This is a genomic window from Mycobacterium sp. (genome assembly GCF_049647605.1).
Classification (GTDB): Bacteria; Actinomycetota; Actinomycetes; order Mycobacteriales; family Mycobacteriaceae; genus Mycobacterium.
This window is the reverse complement of record NZ_JBARXZ010000061.1, coordinates 1-16,070: the sequence shown is the minus strand read 5'-3', so window position 1 is coordinate 16,070 and position 16,070 is coordinate 1. Positions and strand designations below refer to the sequence as shown.

Genomic DNA, 16,070 nt, shown 5'->3' with positions numbered 1-16,070 from the left:
GCCCGGGCCACCTCCGGCGTGGGGCCCCAGCGGCAGTGTCGCCCAGGCGCCGCAGCGTCCCCATCCACAGCTGCCGCCCCCGACTGGTGGCCCCGATGGCCTGGTCGGAATCGCCCCGGACTCAGTGATTTTGGCGATCCGACAGAGCTCGCAGAACTTCGGGCTGAAAGATCCCCGCATCGATCAGGACCAAGAACAGGTCCGCAGAACCGGCGACATCAACACGCTGGCGCGTGCGATCGTGCATGCCGCCAACCTCGGCGCACGAGTCATCAACATCTCGCTGGTGTCCTGCATCCCGGTAACCAAGCCCACCGACCAGGCAATCCTAGGCGCGGCACTGCGCTATGCAGCGGTCGACCGCGACGCGGTGATCGTCGCGGCCGCTGGCAACGCGGGCACCCAGGGATGCAGTCAGAATCCGCCACCACCGACCGGCGCATCCGGCTGGGATGAAGTGGTGACCATCGCCTCACCGGCCTGGTTCGACGACTACGTGTTGGCGGTGTCGGCCACCGACAACTTCGGCACACCGCTAATGGGCCAAGCTGCGTCGCTGCACGGGCCGTGGGTAGACCTCGCGGCGCCGGGGTCTGACATCGTGGGCTTGTCGACCTCAGGAAACGTCATCAACGCCTCGATCGACGAGGACAAGTTCAAACCCATCATCGGTTCCTCGTTCTCGGCGGCCTATGTCTCTGGAGTGGCAGCACTGGTGCGGGCCAAGTTCCCGCAGCTGCCCGCGGCCGAAGTCATTCACCGACTCACGGCCACCGCGCACGCACCTGCGGGCGGGCGCGACAACGTGATCGGCTACGGCGTGGTCGACCCGCTCGCTGCACTGACCTGGGACGTGCCGCCAGCTCCGGCCAAAGCACCGACACCCACCGAAGCGCCCTTGCACGTTCCGCCACCCCCACCGCCGCCGGATCCGCGACCGGCACGCATGCTGGCTGCCCAGATTGGGGCTGGCGTGGTGCTGGTTGGCGCGGTGCTGTGGGGGACAACTGTCTGGCGAAGGAAGCATCAACGATGAAGGAACGCACCTGGAGCGCGCGCGCCGATCTGCGCGCGGCATTGCCCACCGAAATTCTCGCCGTTGTCGGCACGGCCATCGCCATCGCCTTCGACGGGCCATGGTGGGCCGGTGCAGCCGGCGGCGCGGTCCTCGGCGCACTGCTGCTGATGGTGAAGGTGTCGCGGCTGACACCCTGGCAGTGGCTCACACGATCCATCGGACGGCTCCGCCATAAGGAACACCGTGTGGAAACCGGCGAGTACGTCGACGTCGACAGCGATGGGCAGCCCTTGGGCGTGCACGTCAATGAGCACACCCTGGTCACAATGGTCAACGTGTGGGGTCGGCCCTACATCCCCACGCTGCTGCGTCCGCAGGGTGCTGAGACCCCGAACACGTTGCCACTGAGCGTGATTGCTGAGCAGATGCAACGGTTTGGACTTGGTGTGGACGTCGACGTCATCGCTCAAGGCCGCCGCACCGCCAGTGACAACTATGGCCAGTTCTACGCCCAGCTCCTAGCCGACCGACCCGCAGCCGGACAGCGCAGCACCATGCTGATGATCCGCATGGACACCCGCGCTCCGGACACCACGGCCGGGCTGATGTGGCGCACCGATGCCGCTGGCGCCGTCGCCGCAGTCACCCGTCGCATCACACGTGCGTTGCGCCAAAGCGGTTGCCGCGCAGAACCAATGACGGCCGCCGACATGCGCCAGGCTGTTCTGGACATGCACGGCGGCAGCAAGGAAGACATCGAGAGCACCTTCCGCGAGGGCTGGAAAGACCTCACCCACCGTGGGGCCCACGTCACCAGCTACTACCTCAGCTCTGAGGACCTCACGGCGGAACGCCTCGATGACATGTGGGCAATCGCCTCAGAGCACACGCTGCTCGCGCTGCACTTGCGCCGCTCGAGCGAGGGGATCACCGTGTCGGCCACGGTGCGATTCACCACGGCGCAGCCGCTGCTCACCCCCCCAGCGGTCATCCTCAACCGCTACACAGGTCGCCAGTGGTGGGCGCTGTCTGCGCTGCTGCCCGGATCCGACCGGATCAACGGAATGCCGGCGCGAACGTTGACATCCGATCTCGACGCAGCCGTGGCCATCGGCTCGTCGGGGGTCATGCTGGGCAAAGTCGACGATGCGCTGCTACTCATGCCGCTGCGCGACCCGGCTGGGCCCACCCGCATCGTCATCGATTCCGACGACGATTTCGCTGTCCGGCAGCTCATTCGCCGCGCCTCTGCCAGCGGTGAAGTGGTCGCCGTGTATGACCCGCGCCGCCGGTGGGCCATGGCAGCCGCGTCGTCGCGGATCTGGAACACCACCGATCTGCGCGCTCAGCCGCCGCGACCCCCAACGGTGGTGGTGCACAACGGGTCAGCCAATCCCTACCCCGGCGCTCTCGTCAGCATCAGCGTCGGCGCGGGACCCCGGTCGGTTGAGCCCGACGTACGAATCACTCAGCGCAACGGACGAATCCGCATCGAAACCGAGCGCTTCACCGCTCGCCTGGACGCGGTGACCTTCCGCAACGAGCAGACCTTCCTGAACTGAGGAGGAGAGGTCGTGCATGCACGACCTCATCAGCGGACAGGTGCGGGGCGAAGGGCGCGGCCTGGTTCAGCAATGAACGCCTTTCCGTGGACCGCCACGACATGAGTCCACTGTGCGCCATCCCACCAACGGTGCGCGAAAGCCGCCGAGGGGTCGGAATACCAACCCGCGACGGGCAACGCGGCCTGCTCAAGCATTCTGTCCCCACGCGCCCCCTCCAGAGTCTCTGCCGCCACCTCTCGCCGCTCGTCCTTTGCAGGTGGGCGCTGCAACTCGATGTCAACATCGCGGAGAATGCTCAGATCCAGCGTCCAATCGATACGCGAGCGGCGCTGCCAGATCCTAAACGCCTGCTGGACATGGAGTTCGGCGGCATCACGCGACCATCCGTTGACGGCTACTAGCTGCATCAGGGCACGGCTGCGGAAGCCGCGCACTTCGGCCAGGCCAAAGTGGGTCGCTTCGTGACACCAGGTGCACAAGCACACCAAGCGCATCAGTCGCTGAGTCGTTGACGCCTCGTCATAGAGCCATCGCTCGTGGGCTTCAAGGTGGACACCGGCGCTAGGGTCCCTTCCCTCGCCACATATCTCACACCTCTGTCCAGCGCGCCGATAGATCACCTTCCGCAGCCGGTCCCAGTCGCTAGCGACAACGCAACTGCGGACATTGGTAAACCAGCACGACTCTGGGATGAGATCGACAAACAGTCCGGCCCCGAATGAGCGGTCCTCGCCGGGCAGAAGCTCAGGAAGTGGTTCACGGCCTGCCCAGCGCTGCAGCTGGGACATGTTGGGGCGGGGGGCGTACCAAGAGCGCCGGGATGCATCCCAGCGTGCTCCGGCGGCTTTCGCGGCCTCCTTTTCGGAGAACGGTACCTCCAACCACAGCCGGGATTCTGTGCCCGAATCCGTCATGCCTCGATTACAGCTCACCGGGGCGACAAGCGCTGGCGCTGCAACTAACCAAGCAGCGCGGAAGGGATGGCTATGGCCGCGGCTAGCACGGCAGCCAGGTACCAGATGGTGCCGGCGCCAGCGACGGTGGCGGGGAGGGCAAGCCGGGTCCAGTTGACCGGCGCCGGCCTTCGGCGCGGGACGGGCAGGGCGTCTGATGAGCGGTTCCCCGTAGTCGGGGCGGGATCGAGCAGCGTCGGCATCGACACGGGCGCCGGGCCGAGTATCAGGGTGTCGTCAACGTCGCGTTGGGCGGGCGTCAGCGGCCACCAGTCGCTGGAGCCGTCGATGGCCAACCATCCTTCGAGGACTCCGTAGGTGGCGGCGGCGGCAAAGGTGGCGGGGATCTGGGCGAGCAGCCACGGGATGAGCAGCGTGCTGGCCAGCGAGGGGTTGGGGTCATACAGCAGCGGCAAGGGTGCGCCGCTGATGATGGCGGCCCAGAGCAGCGCCGCAATGGGGTACGCCTGCAGACGCTCGGGGATCAGTCCAATGATCAGCCTGTACAGCATCTGGCCGGCCGGCCAGCCGATCGGTGCGGCCGCGGCGAGGACGGCGACGACACCGGTTTCGAGGGCACCGGTCGTGGTGGAGGACGTGCGGAAGATCAGCGGCGGAGTCACCTGATCGTCGTGCGGGTCGGGTCGGGCACCCACTTTGGCGCGGCTCCGGGCACGGATGCGCTTGCCGAGCAGCTCGGCGCGGCGCTTCTGGAACATCCAGATGCCGGCGCGCGCGGCGATCCAGGCACGGCGCTCCTCGTCAAATACCTCAGCGGGCATGGCCGGACCCAAGCAGATCCTCCACCAGCTGCTCGGCGGTGTGCAGCTGGGTCCGGATGCTTTCCAGGACTGTGACCACGTGCTCATGCGCAGGGCATGCCGCGTCACTCGGCGCCGGAATGCGCGAAGTGGGGGCACCGCCGCTCATCACAGTCTCGGCCGAGCCCGGCGCCCATCCGAGCGCGCGGTCGATGCGCTCCAGGGTGGATCGAGACAACCCCCGGTCCCCGGTGAGGGCTTTGTTCATCGTCGAGGGTGACGGCCCGCCGCGGGCGAACATCTGCGCGCGGCTGATGCCGAGTGCGCGTCGCCGCTCGGTGACGAAGTGGTGCAGCCGCTCGATGCCCTGTTCTGGTGCCTCCATGCGCTAACAGAATCATATTTCGCCCTTAGTCGTCCATGAGTGTGGACACATTTGCCCCTTAATGGATACGGTGCGGTCACAGAGTTGAGCATAAGCCGATTCGAGGGAGGCTTGACGTGAAGATCGTGCTGATGGTGGCGGCGGGGGTGGCGGTCGGTCTGACCGTTGTCGTGGCCGTACTGGTCCAGATACTTGTCCAGCTAGCCCCGGTCCTGGCGGTAGTGGCGCTCGCCGCCTTGGTGCTGCATGTGCTCCGCCGGCGTGGGCGCGGCCGAGTCGCTCCCGCCGCGCAGTGGGCGCCATACCCCGCGGTTCCCCCGCAGCCCGCTCCTACCGCTGCGGCGCTACCGCTCGCTGAGATGAATCCCGCAGAGGAGCTGCATCTGCGGTGGGGGCCGCCCGAGACGGAGGAGGACCTCGACGTCGCTCCGGCCATGACTCACGCAGCGGGGACGCACGTGCGGCGTCCTCGCGCAGGAAACCGCCCGTCTGGCGCAGTCCGGGGCCGGCGGCCATGACGCGCGGTATCGACAACGACGAGTGGCTGAAGAACATCGGGGCGGTCACGGTTCACGATGACGATGACCGCGATGGCACCTTCGGCGCCGACAACGGTTCTCGATCGGCGCCCCCCTCGGGCGACGAGGAACCGCAGCCCGACACAGCCGACGACTCCGCGTCCGAACGACAGTCCCCAGACTTCGATGACGACGGCGACGGCGAGGAATCACCGCTGGGCTATGCCGAGGATGACTACGACTACGACGGTGACGGGCCCGTACTGCTCGGCGCACCCTTCGATGTCGGCGGGTCATTCGACGTCGGCGGTGCGGTGGTGGATCTAGACAGCACATCCTCTGACGCCGCCGCCATTCCCTCCAATGATTCGTCGCCGCGCCGATACACCCCGTGGGTAGTCGCCGCGCTCGGCGCTGCGGCCGTCCTGGGCACAATCATCACCCTCGTCGTCACCATGGCCAACTCGCCGAGCGCGGAACCATCCAAGCCAGCCTCCGCCCCGGTCGCGCCCCGTGTGGTCGAGGTGGCGCCACCCAGCCCTCCCCCGAACACCGATGGGCCGCTTCCCTTTACGGCGTCCTCGGACTGCCCACCGGGATCGACCTCAGCGCAGTCGGTAGCCGACCCCAGCTCCACGACTCCGTGGGTCTGTGTGCGGTCGGTTGACGGTCAAGTCCTGGAGATCGACCTGGGACGAACCTTCGTCATCACCGCGGTGTCCATCGTGCCGGGCGCAGTCAACAAAACCGAGGTCAGCCCGGATCAGCCGGACCCGTGGCTGCAGCACCGCGTGGTCACCCGTGTGCAGTGGCAGTTCAACGACACCGACCGCACGGTGAAGAACCAGAACACCGGCAATGTCCGTGGCGAAGCCGTGGAATCCATCCGCCCCGGCGTGCTGGCCTCGAAGATCACGCTGATCATCCAAGAAACCAGCCGCCCGCCCGCGATCGCACCAACTAACTCGCCGGCCGCACCGCCACCGAGCGCCGGCCCGTCAATCCTGGGCGACATTCTCGGCGGCAACCAGGGTGCCGCGCCGACACCAGTCCCCGTGTTCCCCGGCGGGTCGACGCCGCGGGATCCGGCTGACGGCACCTTCGCCGTGTCGAGCATCAAAATCATTGGACACAAGGCGGTTTGACAATGCAACTGACCAACACCTGGCGGCGACGACTCACCACGACCGGCCAAGGCAGCGCCAAGGTGATCGTGACGATTCTCGTGGTCTGCTCGGTCATCAGCGGAGTGTCCACGCTGTGGCGGTGGGTGTTCCCGCAAGACGAGACCCCGGTGGCAGTGACCGCGCGCTCGGTGGGCAACGAGACCGCCCTGGTGGAGAGTTACGCAATCGACTGCGTGACAGTGCTTCTGACAGCCAGCAGCAGTCGGGCCGGTGAGGTGGCGCGCTGCTTTCCCAACAGCACCGATATGTCGCTGCCCACCACCTCCCCGCTGATCGTTTCGGCGCAGGCTGCATCTGCGACCTTCCTCGGCCAAACGACGCCTGGCGTCGCGACCTACGGCGTCATCGTGTCCGTGACCGAGCAGTCCTATACCAACGCCCCTCCGGTGCGCAGCTACTACCAGCTCCCGGTCAGTGTCTACAACGGTGCTGCTCCCCGGGCTATGGCCAAACCGGCACGCCGCGACCCGCCACCACCCGGGGTCGACGTGTCGCTGGACTACCCGGTGACCATCACCAACGATGCCGTTCTGGCGGCGGTGATCAGCGGCTTTGTCACGTGCTACCTCACCGACGCCAACGGGATCGAACGATTCGTCACCGTGGACTCGGGGCTGGGTCCGCTGCGCGCCTACTCCACCGCCGCGGTGACCTCAATCCGCGCGCAAAACCCGGTCCCGGAGGCCCCGGCCGAAGGCGGCGAGCTGCGGGTCTGGGTGACGGTCAGCGCGCGAGCAGCCGACTACACCTCCACGCCACTGGAGTATCCGCTCACCCTGCGCGCCACCGGCGGCGCCTGGTCGGTCGCGGCCATTGACGTGGTTCCGGCGATCGACCCTGATGCCCCGCCCACCCCCGTCGCCGTGGGCACACGGTGAACATCCCTTCGTAGCTGCGGCACCCCGCCGCCAGCTCGGTCCATCCACCATCACACTGAAAGGGAACACCAATGGATATCGCCTCGAACACAACGGTTCTGGCAGCACAGGGGATCGTGGGCATGTCCCAAGAGATCTTCTCGATCGTCGTCGTCGTCGGCGGTCTGGCCGCCATGGCGCTGGGCATCGCGGTCGGCCTGCGCAACGGCTTCAAGCAGGGAATCGGATCGGCCATCGGCGCCGTGGTCGGCGGCATCATCTTGTCGCTGATCATCGCCAACGTCGCCGGCTTCCAACAGTCAGGCAACCAAGAGCTGGAACAGCGCGGCATCGTCTCCGTCTACGGGCGATGACGCAACGAATGTCTGAGCTGGCCGCGTCGCTGCTTGGCTTCCTCATCATCGCCGCGCTCATCTACGCCACCACCGGGCTGATAGACGACGCGAACAACCAACCCATCCTCATCAGCCACCACGAAGAGAGCTGACCATGCCCAACAACGAGGTACCCACTGGGGAGCCGGCGAAGGTCTTCACCGGCATCCGCGATGTCCCGATCTACGCCGGGGAGTCCTCGACCGGGAACCGCCTGCCTGGCGGCCCGTACCGCAGTGCCGAACTCCTTGCGATCGGCATGATCATGTTGCCCGCGCTGTGGTGGTTCCGCACTCACGAAGGCGCCGGGTTCAGCGTCCTGGGCATCGCTGCCGTGGCAGCTGTCGTCGTGACGGTGATCCTGCGGATGGTCATGCCCAAGCGGCGACCGTCGCTGGCCGCGCGCGCCAGCTTCGCCCTGGCGTCGATTCTGCCCAAGAACGGATGCGCAGCGCGCCCGGCGACCAGGAGCGGTCATGGCACGCAACGCTGATCCGCGCGTCGATCATCTCTTCGATCCGCCGCTGGCCGTGATCGGCAACCTGCGCTTCACCCGCGGCGGGGTGTATGCCGACTACCTCATCGACGGGCTGCCGCTTGTCCTGCGACCGCTGCGCACCCACGAACGGGGCAGCCGGTTCTACCGCAATTTGGCCCGCGCACTGCCCTCGGGGTGGTCACTGTCCGGACTGTTGGACACCACCGATCCAAACCGACTGATGCGCAACATCGTTGGCAACCACAGCCACCGACCAGGCTGGGTAGAGCACTGCCGACTGTGGGAGCCCACCTTCAACCCCGCCGCCGCACCCGCGGGCGCACCGGTGTTCCTGGAAGAGCGACGTCGCGGCTGGCTGACCTTCCCCGTCGATAGCGGCAAAGGCGGTCGCACCGCAGCCGGAGCTGCCACGAAGGCCAAGGACTGGGTAGTCGGTCGCGACGTCGATTCGGACACCTCGGTCGCCGCCTATGCACGCCTGGCCGCCGAGGTGGTCGCCTCGCTGCCTCAACAGTTCAGCGTCCGACCGGCAAGTCCACTGCAGATTCTGTGGCAGCACCGACACAACGTCTTTCGCGGGACCCTGCGCGATCCGATGCCGCCGGCCTCGGCCGGCCCAGACCGGCTCACCGCCGCTGACTTCCTACGCCCTGGCGTCGACGAGGGCGCCAACGCTGTGCGCTCCTCCTGGTGGCCGACGATGCGCCCCATCGTGCGCCTCTATGACGCCGACCACCCGGACGGTCCGTGGAGCTATCAGGCCCTGCTGCCAGTCACGCACTTCCCCGACACCGGCCTACGGTTCACCAAGGCGGCGTACCTGTATGCCCTCGATAACGTCGACACCGAAGCCGCCATCGACTGGATGCAGCACGTCACCGTGCGCAGCCCCGACCGCGCGGAAGCGCTCAACGCGCGCGCGGCCAAGAACATCAAAGACCAGATGCGCCAACGGGGCCGGATGATCGAAGAGGACGACGAACTCGACATCAAGCTGGCCAACACGCGCGAGTACAACGCGCAGATCAAGGCCAATCCCAGCGAGCGGGAGCTGGACGTAGCCACCCTGATCGCCGTGGGCGCTCCGACCTTGGAGATGTGCGAGGACGCGGTGAAACAGGTCCGCCACGAACTCGACCAGGCCGAGATTGCGGTCAGTCGGTGGCGCGGCGCGCAGTCCAAGCTGTGGTCGGCTTTCAATCCGGGCAGTGAGAAGCACGCACACCTTGACGAGTTCCGCGATCCGACCTCGGCGCACCTGTGGGGCCGGTTCACACCGCTGATCTCGACGCGGGTGGGCGACTCCCGCGGGACACCGCTGGCCGAGAATCAGAACACCCTGCGGCGTAGCCTGATCCTGCACGATCCTGAGGGCTGTGCCCGCCGCCACAAGAACACCGGCCTGATCGTCATCGGAGACCCTGGAGCGGGGAAGTCCAACCGCGCCAAGCTTTCTGGGATTGAGGTAGTCCTGCGCGGCGGCAAGGTCGACGTGTTCGACCCGGGCACCCACGGGGAATGGGGGCAGGCGTTCCGCAACGTCACCCACACGACAATTATCGATCTGGGCGATTCCCGGTTCAGCCTCGACCCGCTGCGTATGTTCGCCTTCCAGGAGGCCGGCGACGTCGCCGGCAACCACATCCTCCCGATGATCGGCGTTCCCGCCGACAGCGACATGGAGAATCGGTTTACGCTGCTGGTAAGCCCACAGATGCGTGAAGCCAACGGCATTCACTCCATGCGCTCACTCATCGGCTACCTGCGAGCTCAGCCCGACGCCAACAACGACATGCTGCTCGCGCGCCTGGAGGCCTGGTCCACCCAGCAAGCCGCCCGGGCCATCTTCGACGAGACGTTGCCGCCGTACTCACCGTCAGAGTCACTGGCCACGATCTGGCTGACCAACCGACTCGGCTTGCCCGATGCCGACGACATTCTCAACCCGCATCTGTACGACAAGCTGCCCAAGAGTGCTCGCGCGGGGATGGCGATTTATGGCCTGATCATCGACACCGTGCAGCGTCACCAGTTTCTGCACCGTGAGCAGTTCTCCACGATGATTTTCGAGGAGGCTGCCGAGCTGATGGCCTATCCCGCGGGCGCACGCACCGCCCACCGCATCACCCGCCAGGGCCGCAAGCATGCGACCGGTATCTGGTTGATTTCCCAGGACTACCGGGATTTCGCCCGGATGGGGGATAAGTTCATCACCCAAAAATGGCTGTTCGCGATCCGCAACGAGGAATTGGCGACCAAGACGCTGGAGTGGGCAGGGGTCGATCCCGAGCTGTACCCCGAAGTGGTGCAGTCCTACTACGAGGACACCAGCCCGGCCGAGTCGGCCGACGACGAGGACAGCGACGACGAAGCATTCGGCAAAGTTCACCCCTCACGAATGGGGGAGGGGTTCATCGTTGATGAGCGCGGCCGGCGGGCCCGCTGCCGCTTCCTGGGTGCTCCCACCACGCAGATGGCCGCCGACGTCGACAGCACCCCGCCTCAAGAGGTTTTCGCATGACCTCCGGCGCGCTGACCCTGTGGTTGGCTGACCACCCGCGCGCACGACGCACCCTCGTGACGATGACGCTGACCTACACGCTGTCGTTCGTTGCCCTGCTGTGCGCGCCGAATGCTGTCGCCGCGGGCGGCTCCGCAGCGCTGGGCTGGACAGGACTGCGCGACAACGACGGTGTGCCGATCGCGTTCTACTTCCTGTCGATGGTGTCGGCGCGGGAGGCCGCGACCAACAACGGTCAAGACATCTCGATGATCGATCCGAGCACCTGGATGCCGTGGATGGCCGCGGCCATGGAACGCGCGGTCGACAACGCGACGGCGGCATGGTGGCTGGGCATGATCGCCGGGACGTTCATCTTCATCATGGCCGCTGCGCTGTGGTTTCTGCGCTTCGCGCTCTCCACCGGCTGGCTGGTCGCCATCGCAACCTTCGGCCTGCCGCTCTACAACGCGGTCGCCTCGCTGGTCAGCTCAATGATGCTGGCCCCCATCGCGATTACGGTCTGCGTCACCGTGGCGGGCTACCACATCCTGCGTGGCCACCCCGGCCGGGGTTGGGCCATGCTGGGCACCGCCCTTGTCCTGACGGTATTGCTGGCCACGGTGTTCTCCGACCCCATTGGCGACCTGTACAGCGAGCACGGTCTGCTGGCGCTGGGGCGTGGCACCGGGCTGGAGATCGCCCAGGCCGCCACCGGGGCACCGTTCGCCTCGGGCACCTCGCTGGACGCCAAGCTGGATGCCCTGATGGCCGACGTCGTGACGGCGGGCGTGCGCCATCCGCTGCAGGTCCTCAACTTCGGCATGGTCGTCGATGACGTCGGCGGATGCCGGCAGGCATGGAACTCGGCCATCACCAGCGCGGGCGGCGTTGATGGTCCCGGCCCGGCGCACGCCATGGCCAACTGCGGCGCCCCGCAGGCTCTGGCCTATGCCCAGCGCCTCGGGGGCTCGGACGCCACCATTGGTCTCCTGCTGGTCCTGGTCGCGATCGTGGTGGCCTTCTTTTACTTCTACGTCGGCCTGTCGGCGATGCTGGTCGGCATCAAGTCGCTGTACTTCGGCATCCTGGTCGGGCCGTCCTTCCTCATCGGCATGCTGGGTTTCGGACGGGCTCTGGCGTTCGCCAAGCACTGCGGCACAGAGCTTTTCATGCATGTCATCCAACTGATGGTGTTCGAGGTCTACCTCGCCGTTTCCGCAATCGGCATTACCTGGGTGCTGACCACGGACGCCTTCGGCGCATCCACGGCGACAGCGATTCCTCGGGTGCTCATCATGGCCGTGGCCGCCGGCGTTCTCTGGCTGGGTTTCCGGTTCGTCGACCGCTCCTTCCACGCCGACAGCATGGGCACCATCGGCCGTCAGGTCACCGGCGCGTGGCATGCCGGCACCGGCGCCGTCCGCAACGAAGCGGGCTCGTACCGCGACAAGGCGCAGTCCGCGAGTGCGCGTCTGGGACGGGGCGGCGGTAACGACACCGCAGGCGGCCAAGACGATGGCTCTGGCTCCTCGTCGGCACGGCGCACACCCGGCATGGAGTGGTTCAAGCCGCGCTCGTCGAGCACGGGGCGCACCGTTGTCACCGGTAGCGGAGCCGGGACCGGCAACGACGCGTCGCCGGCGAAGTCTGCTGTGAAATCGGCGGCCGCGACCGCCGCAATGAGCGCGGTGAAGGTCGCCGCCCCCGAGGTGGCCGTCCCGGTCGCGGCCGCGGCCAAGGCGGCCGGTGTCGCAAGCACCGCCGGGCACGTGCTCAAGAGCGCGAAGAACACCAGCAACTCGGCGTCCCGCGCCGCCCAGGGGGCGGGGGGTGAGGCTTCACCGGCCCCGCTGCGCCAGCCACGCCCGGACACCACTGGTGGCTCCGCGCCTTCTCGTGAACCCGCACAGGCGCCGACCCTGGCCAGTCGCAGCACGGCGCAGACACCCGGGCGGCCCGCAGATGCGGGCTCTCAACCTCCGCGCGGCAACGGTGCCCCAGCAGGGACAATAGACATCGACGAGCGCCGCCAGAACGACACCGCGGCGCCTCGCGCCGCCCGACCGCCGCGACCACCCCGAGAGATTGGGTCATAGACGATGAGCACTGCGCGCGACTTTCTCGACGCCGGATTCGATGCTTTGGGCCTGCTCGGCAATCCAGCAGACCCCGCTACCGCGCGGGAGCGGTTCCGCCAGGCGGTCAGCATGGACCCCGGGATGTGCGACGCCTGGCTGGGGCTCATCGCCACCGGCGATCACTCCAGCCAGACACTGCGCCACGCCCACGAAACCAGCGCCACCGTGCACCGCGAGACGCGGCGCCTGGGTCTGCAGGACACTGCTCTGGAGGCCTCGGTGCCCTCGCCGGGCTTCATCGAGGTGTTCCCCTACACCGCGGCGACGATCACCCTGGCCTACATCGCGGCGCTGCTGAGCGAGAAGGACTACGACGCCGCCGAGAAGCTGCTGGAGTCCTACGACACCGCCCGCGAACCCACGCAGACGCCCATCTGGCGCTGCCTGGGCACCACCTTGCACTACGTCACCCAGCGCTGGACCGACGTGCTGGACTGGGCCGACCGGCCGGTTGCCGGGACCCTGAGGGCCGTGGACGCCGCCACCGACCTGATGGCCGGGCTCGCTCACGTCAGTCTCGGCGAGTTCGATGCCGGCCTAGTCGTGCTCAAGGGCGTCCCCGCTGATCAAGTCAGCCCGCACGCCGCCGCCCTGGCGGCCCTCTACCGCGGCTTCGCGCTGCGTCTGTTGGGCCGGGAGGACGACGCCCGCGTCGAGTTTGGCAGGGCCAGCGTCGGCGGGCGCATTCTCCCCGAGGCCTCCTCGGCTCTGGCCGACCCCACCTTCGGACCCAGGACCACCACCGCGCAGGCCATCACTGCCCGGACCAGCCGCTGGGATCCGGAGTCCGGGCCGACCACCGAGGAGCTGCGCCAAGCCGAGCAGGCTCAGGCTGCTGAAGCCGTCCTCGAGAAGGCCGAGCGGGACCTACAGTCCTTCATCGGCCTGGGCAAGGTGAAGGCCCACGTCTACAAGCTTAAGAACGTGCAGATTTACGACCGGGCGATGGCCGCGCGCGGCGAGGGAGTCGGGCAGCGCAACGCGCTGCACATGACCCTCGTCGGTCCCCCGGGAACGGCCAAGACTTCTATCGCGCGGGTCATGGGTGAGATGTATTTCGGCCTGGGCATCCTGGACTCTCCAGACTTCATCGAAGTCTCCCGTCCGGACCTCGTTGGCGGCGTCATCGGCGAAACCGAGGTCAAGACCCGCCAGTATTTGGAGAAGGCCAAGGGCCGCGTCTTGTTCGTCGATGAGGCCCCTGACCTGTACAAAGCCGACAACGAGCGTGATTTCGGGCGTATCGCACTCGACATCATCATGAAGTTCGCCGAGGACCACCGCGACGACACCATGATCGCCCTGGCCGGCTACGCCAACGGTATGAACCGGCTGCTCTCGGCCAACCCCGGTCTGCGGTCGCGGTTTCCCACCCAACTGGAGTTCAGCTCCTACAGCGCTGAGGAGTTGGGCCAGATCGCGGCGATGTTCGCCGAGAACTTCCGGGTACTGGTGCATCCCGGCGCGGCCGCCGCCTTTGACCGGTACACGAGCTGGCTCACCGCAACCTCGACCAACAATCCCGAGAACCCGGCGGAAATGCTCGTCGACATCGCGGGCAACGGCCGCTACGTGCGCAACGTGGTGTCCGAGGCGGTGGAGAGGATGAAGGCGCGGATCGTTTCCGACCCGTCGATCGACTTGGCTACCGCTGACTCGGATCTGCTGCGGACCGTCGTGGAGGCCGATATGACCGACGCTCTGCGCGAGGTCCTCATCAGTGCAGGAATCCAGACCCGCGAGCAAGGGTAACCGTGGCACGCGATGCGGAAGTTGCCGCGCTGAGGGCCGTCGAGGACGCCTACCAACGGTGGACGGTCATTAGTGATCAGCTGCACCGGGAGGTCGGCGAAGCCGCCGAGCGTCACGCCGGCGCACCGGTGGAGTCATTGCGCGCCGATTTCAACGCCCAGCTCGCCGTGACCCGCGCGGTGGCCGCTTTCGCCCGCACGTGTGCCCAGGCCGGGCCCGATGTCGACGGGCTGCCCGGCGCAGCCTTCGTCCAGGCTCTTCACCATGTGGGGAACCAACCTGGTCTCGATCAGGCCTTGGTGGAGCTGACCCACCAGTGGCAGTCCTGGCTGGCAGACATCGGCAGATGGATGCCGAAGACCGACAGCCCGCCGCCGGCCCGGCCCACCTCGCCGGAACACAGCAGAGTCTTGGCCGCAGTGAACGATTGGTGGGGCTTTGCTGCCGATCGGCTGCATGAACAGCTTGTCGACTCGCTGACCGCCCAGGGGCACCGCGTCGCCGAATCGCTGACCACCGGCTCTGACGGCGAGCTGGTTCAGTCAGCACACGTGATGTTCGAGCCGGACCGGTCAAGCGAGGCCTCCGGCGCGCCCAAACGCGGGGCGCGAGCGCGTTTGCACGCACTGTTCGGGCCTCACAGAAGGCGCTGAGGGCCACGGATGATTGGGAAGGCAGCACCGGACACGCCCCGCCTCACCGGCCGGGCCACCCCATCAGTAGGCGATGCTGTGTCTATGTTTGCGGTGGGCTCGCTGGTGGCGGGGTATCGGATTGAGCAGGTCCTGGCCACCGGCGCCACGGGAACGGTGTATGTGGCGAAGAATCCGACCTTGCCGCGGCGCGACGCGCTCAAGGTGCTCAGCGCCGACCTCTCCGGTGACGAGGCCTTCCGTGAGCGGTTCGTGCGCGAAGCCGATATCGCCTCGCTGCTGGACCACCCGAACATCGTGTCGATCCATAACCGCGGCGAAGCCGAGAACGGCCAGCTGTGGATCGCAATGCAGTACGTCGCCGGCACCGATGCGGAGGCTGCGCTGCAGGCCGGGACCATGACCGCTGCACGCGCTGTCCGCATCGCCGGCGAGGTCGCCAAGGCACTGGACTACGCCCACCAGCGCAACGTGGTTCATCACGACGTCAAACCGGGGAACGTACTGCTCGCTCACGGGTCGCCGGACGATGAGCAGGTGCTGCTCAGTGATTTCGGGGTGGCGAGGGCAGCAGGTGGCCCAGACGATGGCAGCGACGACTCAACGCTGGCGGTGACACTGGCCTATGCCGCTCCTGAGGTCATCACCGGCGACGCGATCGACGGCCGAGCTGACATCTACTCACTGGCCTGCACGCTGTTCCGTCTGCTGACCGGCAAGCAGCCGTTTTACAACGCTGAGGGAACAACCGCCCTGGCGCTCGCGCACCTGCACCAGCCCCCGCCCCGGATCTCCGATCATCTGCCAGAGGCGACCCGCCAAATGGATGTGGTCATGGCCAGGGCGCTGGCCAAGAATCCGGCCGACCGTTTCAACTCGGCACGCG

At 67.1% G+C, this 16,070-nt stretch carries 16 protein-coding genes; 13 read left to right on the top strand and 3 right to left on the bottom strand.

The annotated features are described in order from the left end of the window. Together mycP and eccE are read left to right on the top strand one after the other, a co-directional pair. Positions 1-1,036, top strand: a 1,036-nt coding sequence (gene mycP, locus WBB07_RS08180) for a type VII secretion-associated serine protease mycosin (RefSeq protein ID WP_526306488.1), incomplete at its 5' end; no start/stop codon positions are given. Beyond that, entirely contained in the window at positions 1,033-2,580 is a 1,548-nt protein-coding gene (gene eccE, locus WBB07_RS08175) for a type VII secretion protein EccE (protein ID WP_094295603.1), read from the top strand. The genes mycP and eccE, both read left to right, overlap by 4 nt. 29 nt (positions 2,581-2,609) lie before the next feature. On the opposite strand, the gene WBB07_RS08170 is transcribed toward eccE, so the two are convergent. From WBB07_RS08170 to WBB07_RS08160, 3 genes are read right to left on the bottom strand one after another with little or no spacing between them, the layout of a single operon-like run. Further along, positions 2,610-3,497: a DUF5710 domain-containing protein gene (locus tag WBB07_RS08170; protein WP_094295602.1), complete on the bottom strand. Its 888-nt coding sequence runs from the start codon at positions 3,495-3,497 to the stop codon at positions 2,610-2,612. 44 nt (positions 3,498-3,541) lie between these two features. Next, on the bottom strand, positions 3,542-4,318 hold the full coding sequence (locus WBB07_RS08165; RefSeq protein ID WP_094295601.1) for a hypothetical protein: 777 nt from the start codon (positions 4,316-4,318) through the stop codon (positions 3,542-3,544). After that, entirely contained in the window at positions 4,308-4,682 is a 375-nt protein-coding gene (locus WBB07_RS08160) for a helix-turn-helix domain-containing protein (RefSeq protein WP_094295600.1), read from the bottom strand. Before WBB07_RS08160 ends, WBB07_RS08165 begins: the two co-directional genes overlap by 11 nt. A 116-nt stretch (positions 4,683-4,798) precedes the next feature. Between WBB07_RS08160 and WBB07_RS08155 the strand changes: the two genes are divergently transcribed. The 11 genes from WBB07_RS08155 to WBB07_RS08105 form a co-directional block, all read left to right on the top strand. Beyond that, positions 4,799-5,200 (top strand): hypothetical protein, encoded by a 402-nt coding sequence (locus WBB07_RS08155; protein WP_094295599.1) that lies wholly within the window; start codon positions 4,799-4,801, stop codon positions 5,198-5,200. Continuing rightward, positions 5,197-6,345 (top strand): hypothetical protein, encoded by a 1,149-nt coding sequence (locus WBB07_RS08150; protein WP_094295598.1) that lies wholly within the window; start codon positions 5,197-5,199, stop codon positions 6,343-6,345. The genes WBB07_RS08155 and WBB07_RS08150 overlap by 4 nt, the downstream gene beginning before the upstream one ends. Before the next feature lie 2 nt (positions 6,346-6,347). Next, positions 6,348-7,265: a conjugal transfer protein gene (locus WBB07_RS08145; protein WP_094295597.1), complete on the top strand. Its 918-nt coding sequence runs from the start codon at positions 6,348-6,350 to the stop codon at positions 7,263-7,265. Between the two features lie 71 nt (positions 7,266-7,336). Continuing rightward, positions 7,337-7,618: a hypothetical protein gene (locus WBB07_RS08140; RefSeq protein WP_094295596.1), complete on the top strand. Its 282-nt coding sequence runs from the start codon at positions 7,337-7,339 to the stop codon at positions 7,616-7,618. Positions 7,619-7,626: 8 nt separating this feature from the next. Continuing rightward, positions 7,627-7,752, top strand: a complete 126-nt coding sequence (locus WBB07_RS08135) for a hypothetical protein (protein ID WP_274381146.1) — start codon at positions 7,627-7,629, stop codon at positions 7,750-7,752. 2 nt (positions 7,753-7,754) lie between these two features. Further along, the gene (locus WBB07_RS08130; protein WP_419125617.1) at positions 7,755-8,132 is read left to right on the top strand and encodes a hypothetical protein; all 378 of its coding nucleotides are present in this window, start codon (positions 7,755-7,757) and stop codon (positions 8,130-8,132) included. Further along, the gene (locus tag WBB07_RS08125) at positions 8,116-10,659 is read left to right on the top strand and encodes an ATP-binding protein (RefSeq protein WP_428371467.1); all 2,544 of its coding nucleotides are present in this window, start codon (positions 8,116-8,118) and stop codon (positions 10,657-10,659) included. Before WBB07_RS08130 ends, WBB07_RS08125 begins: the two co-directional genes overlap by 17 nt. Next, positions 10,656-12,737, top strand: a complete 2,082-nt coding sequence (locus WBB07_RS08120) for a hypothetical protein (RefSeq protein ID WP_419125620.1) — start codon at positions 10,656-10,658, stop codon at positions 12,735-12,737. Before WBB07_RS08125 ends, WBB07_RS08120 begins: the two co-directional genes overlap by 4 nt. A 3-nt stretch (positions 12,738-12,740) precedes the next feature. Then, a complete protein-coding gene (locus tag WBB07_RS08115) occupies positions 12,741-14,531 on the top strand; it encodes an AAA family ATPase (RefSeq protein ID WP_094295411.1) in 1,791 nt (596 codons plus the stop codon). 2 nt (positions 14,532-14,533) lie between these two features. Next, positions 14,534-15,184, top strand: coding sequence for a hypothetical protein (locus WBB07_RS08110; protein WP_428371470.1), 651 nt, complete (start codon positions 14,534-14,536; stop codon positions 15,182-15,184). 84 nt (positions 15,185-15,268) lie between these two features. Next, positions 15,269-16,070, top strand: an 802-nt coding sequence (locus WBB07_RS08105) for a serine/threonine-protein kinase (RefSeq protein ID WP_526306490.1), incomplete at its 3' end; no start/stop codon positions are given.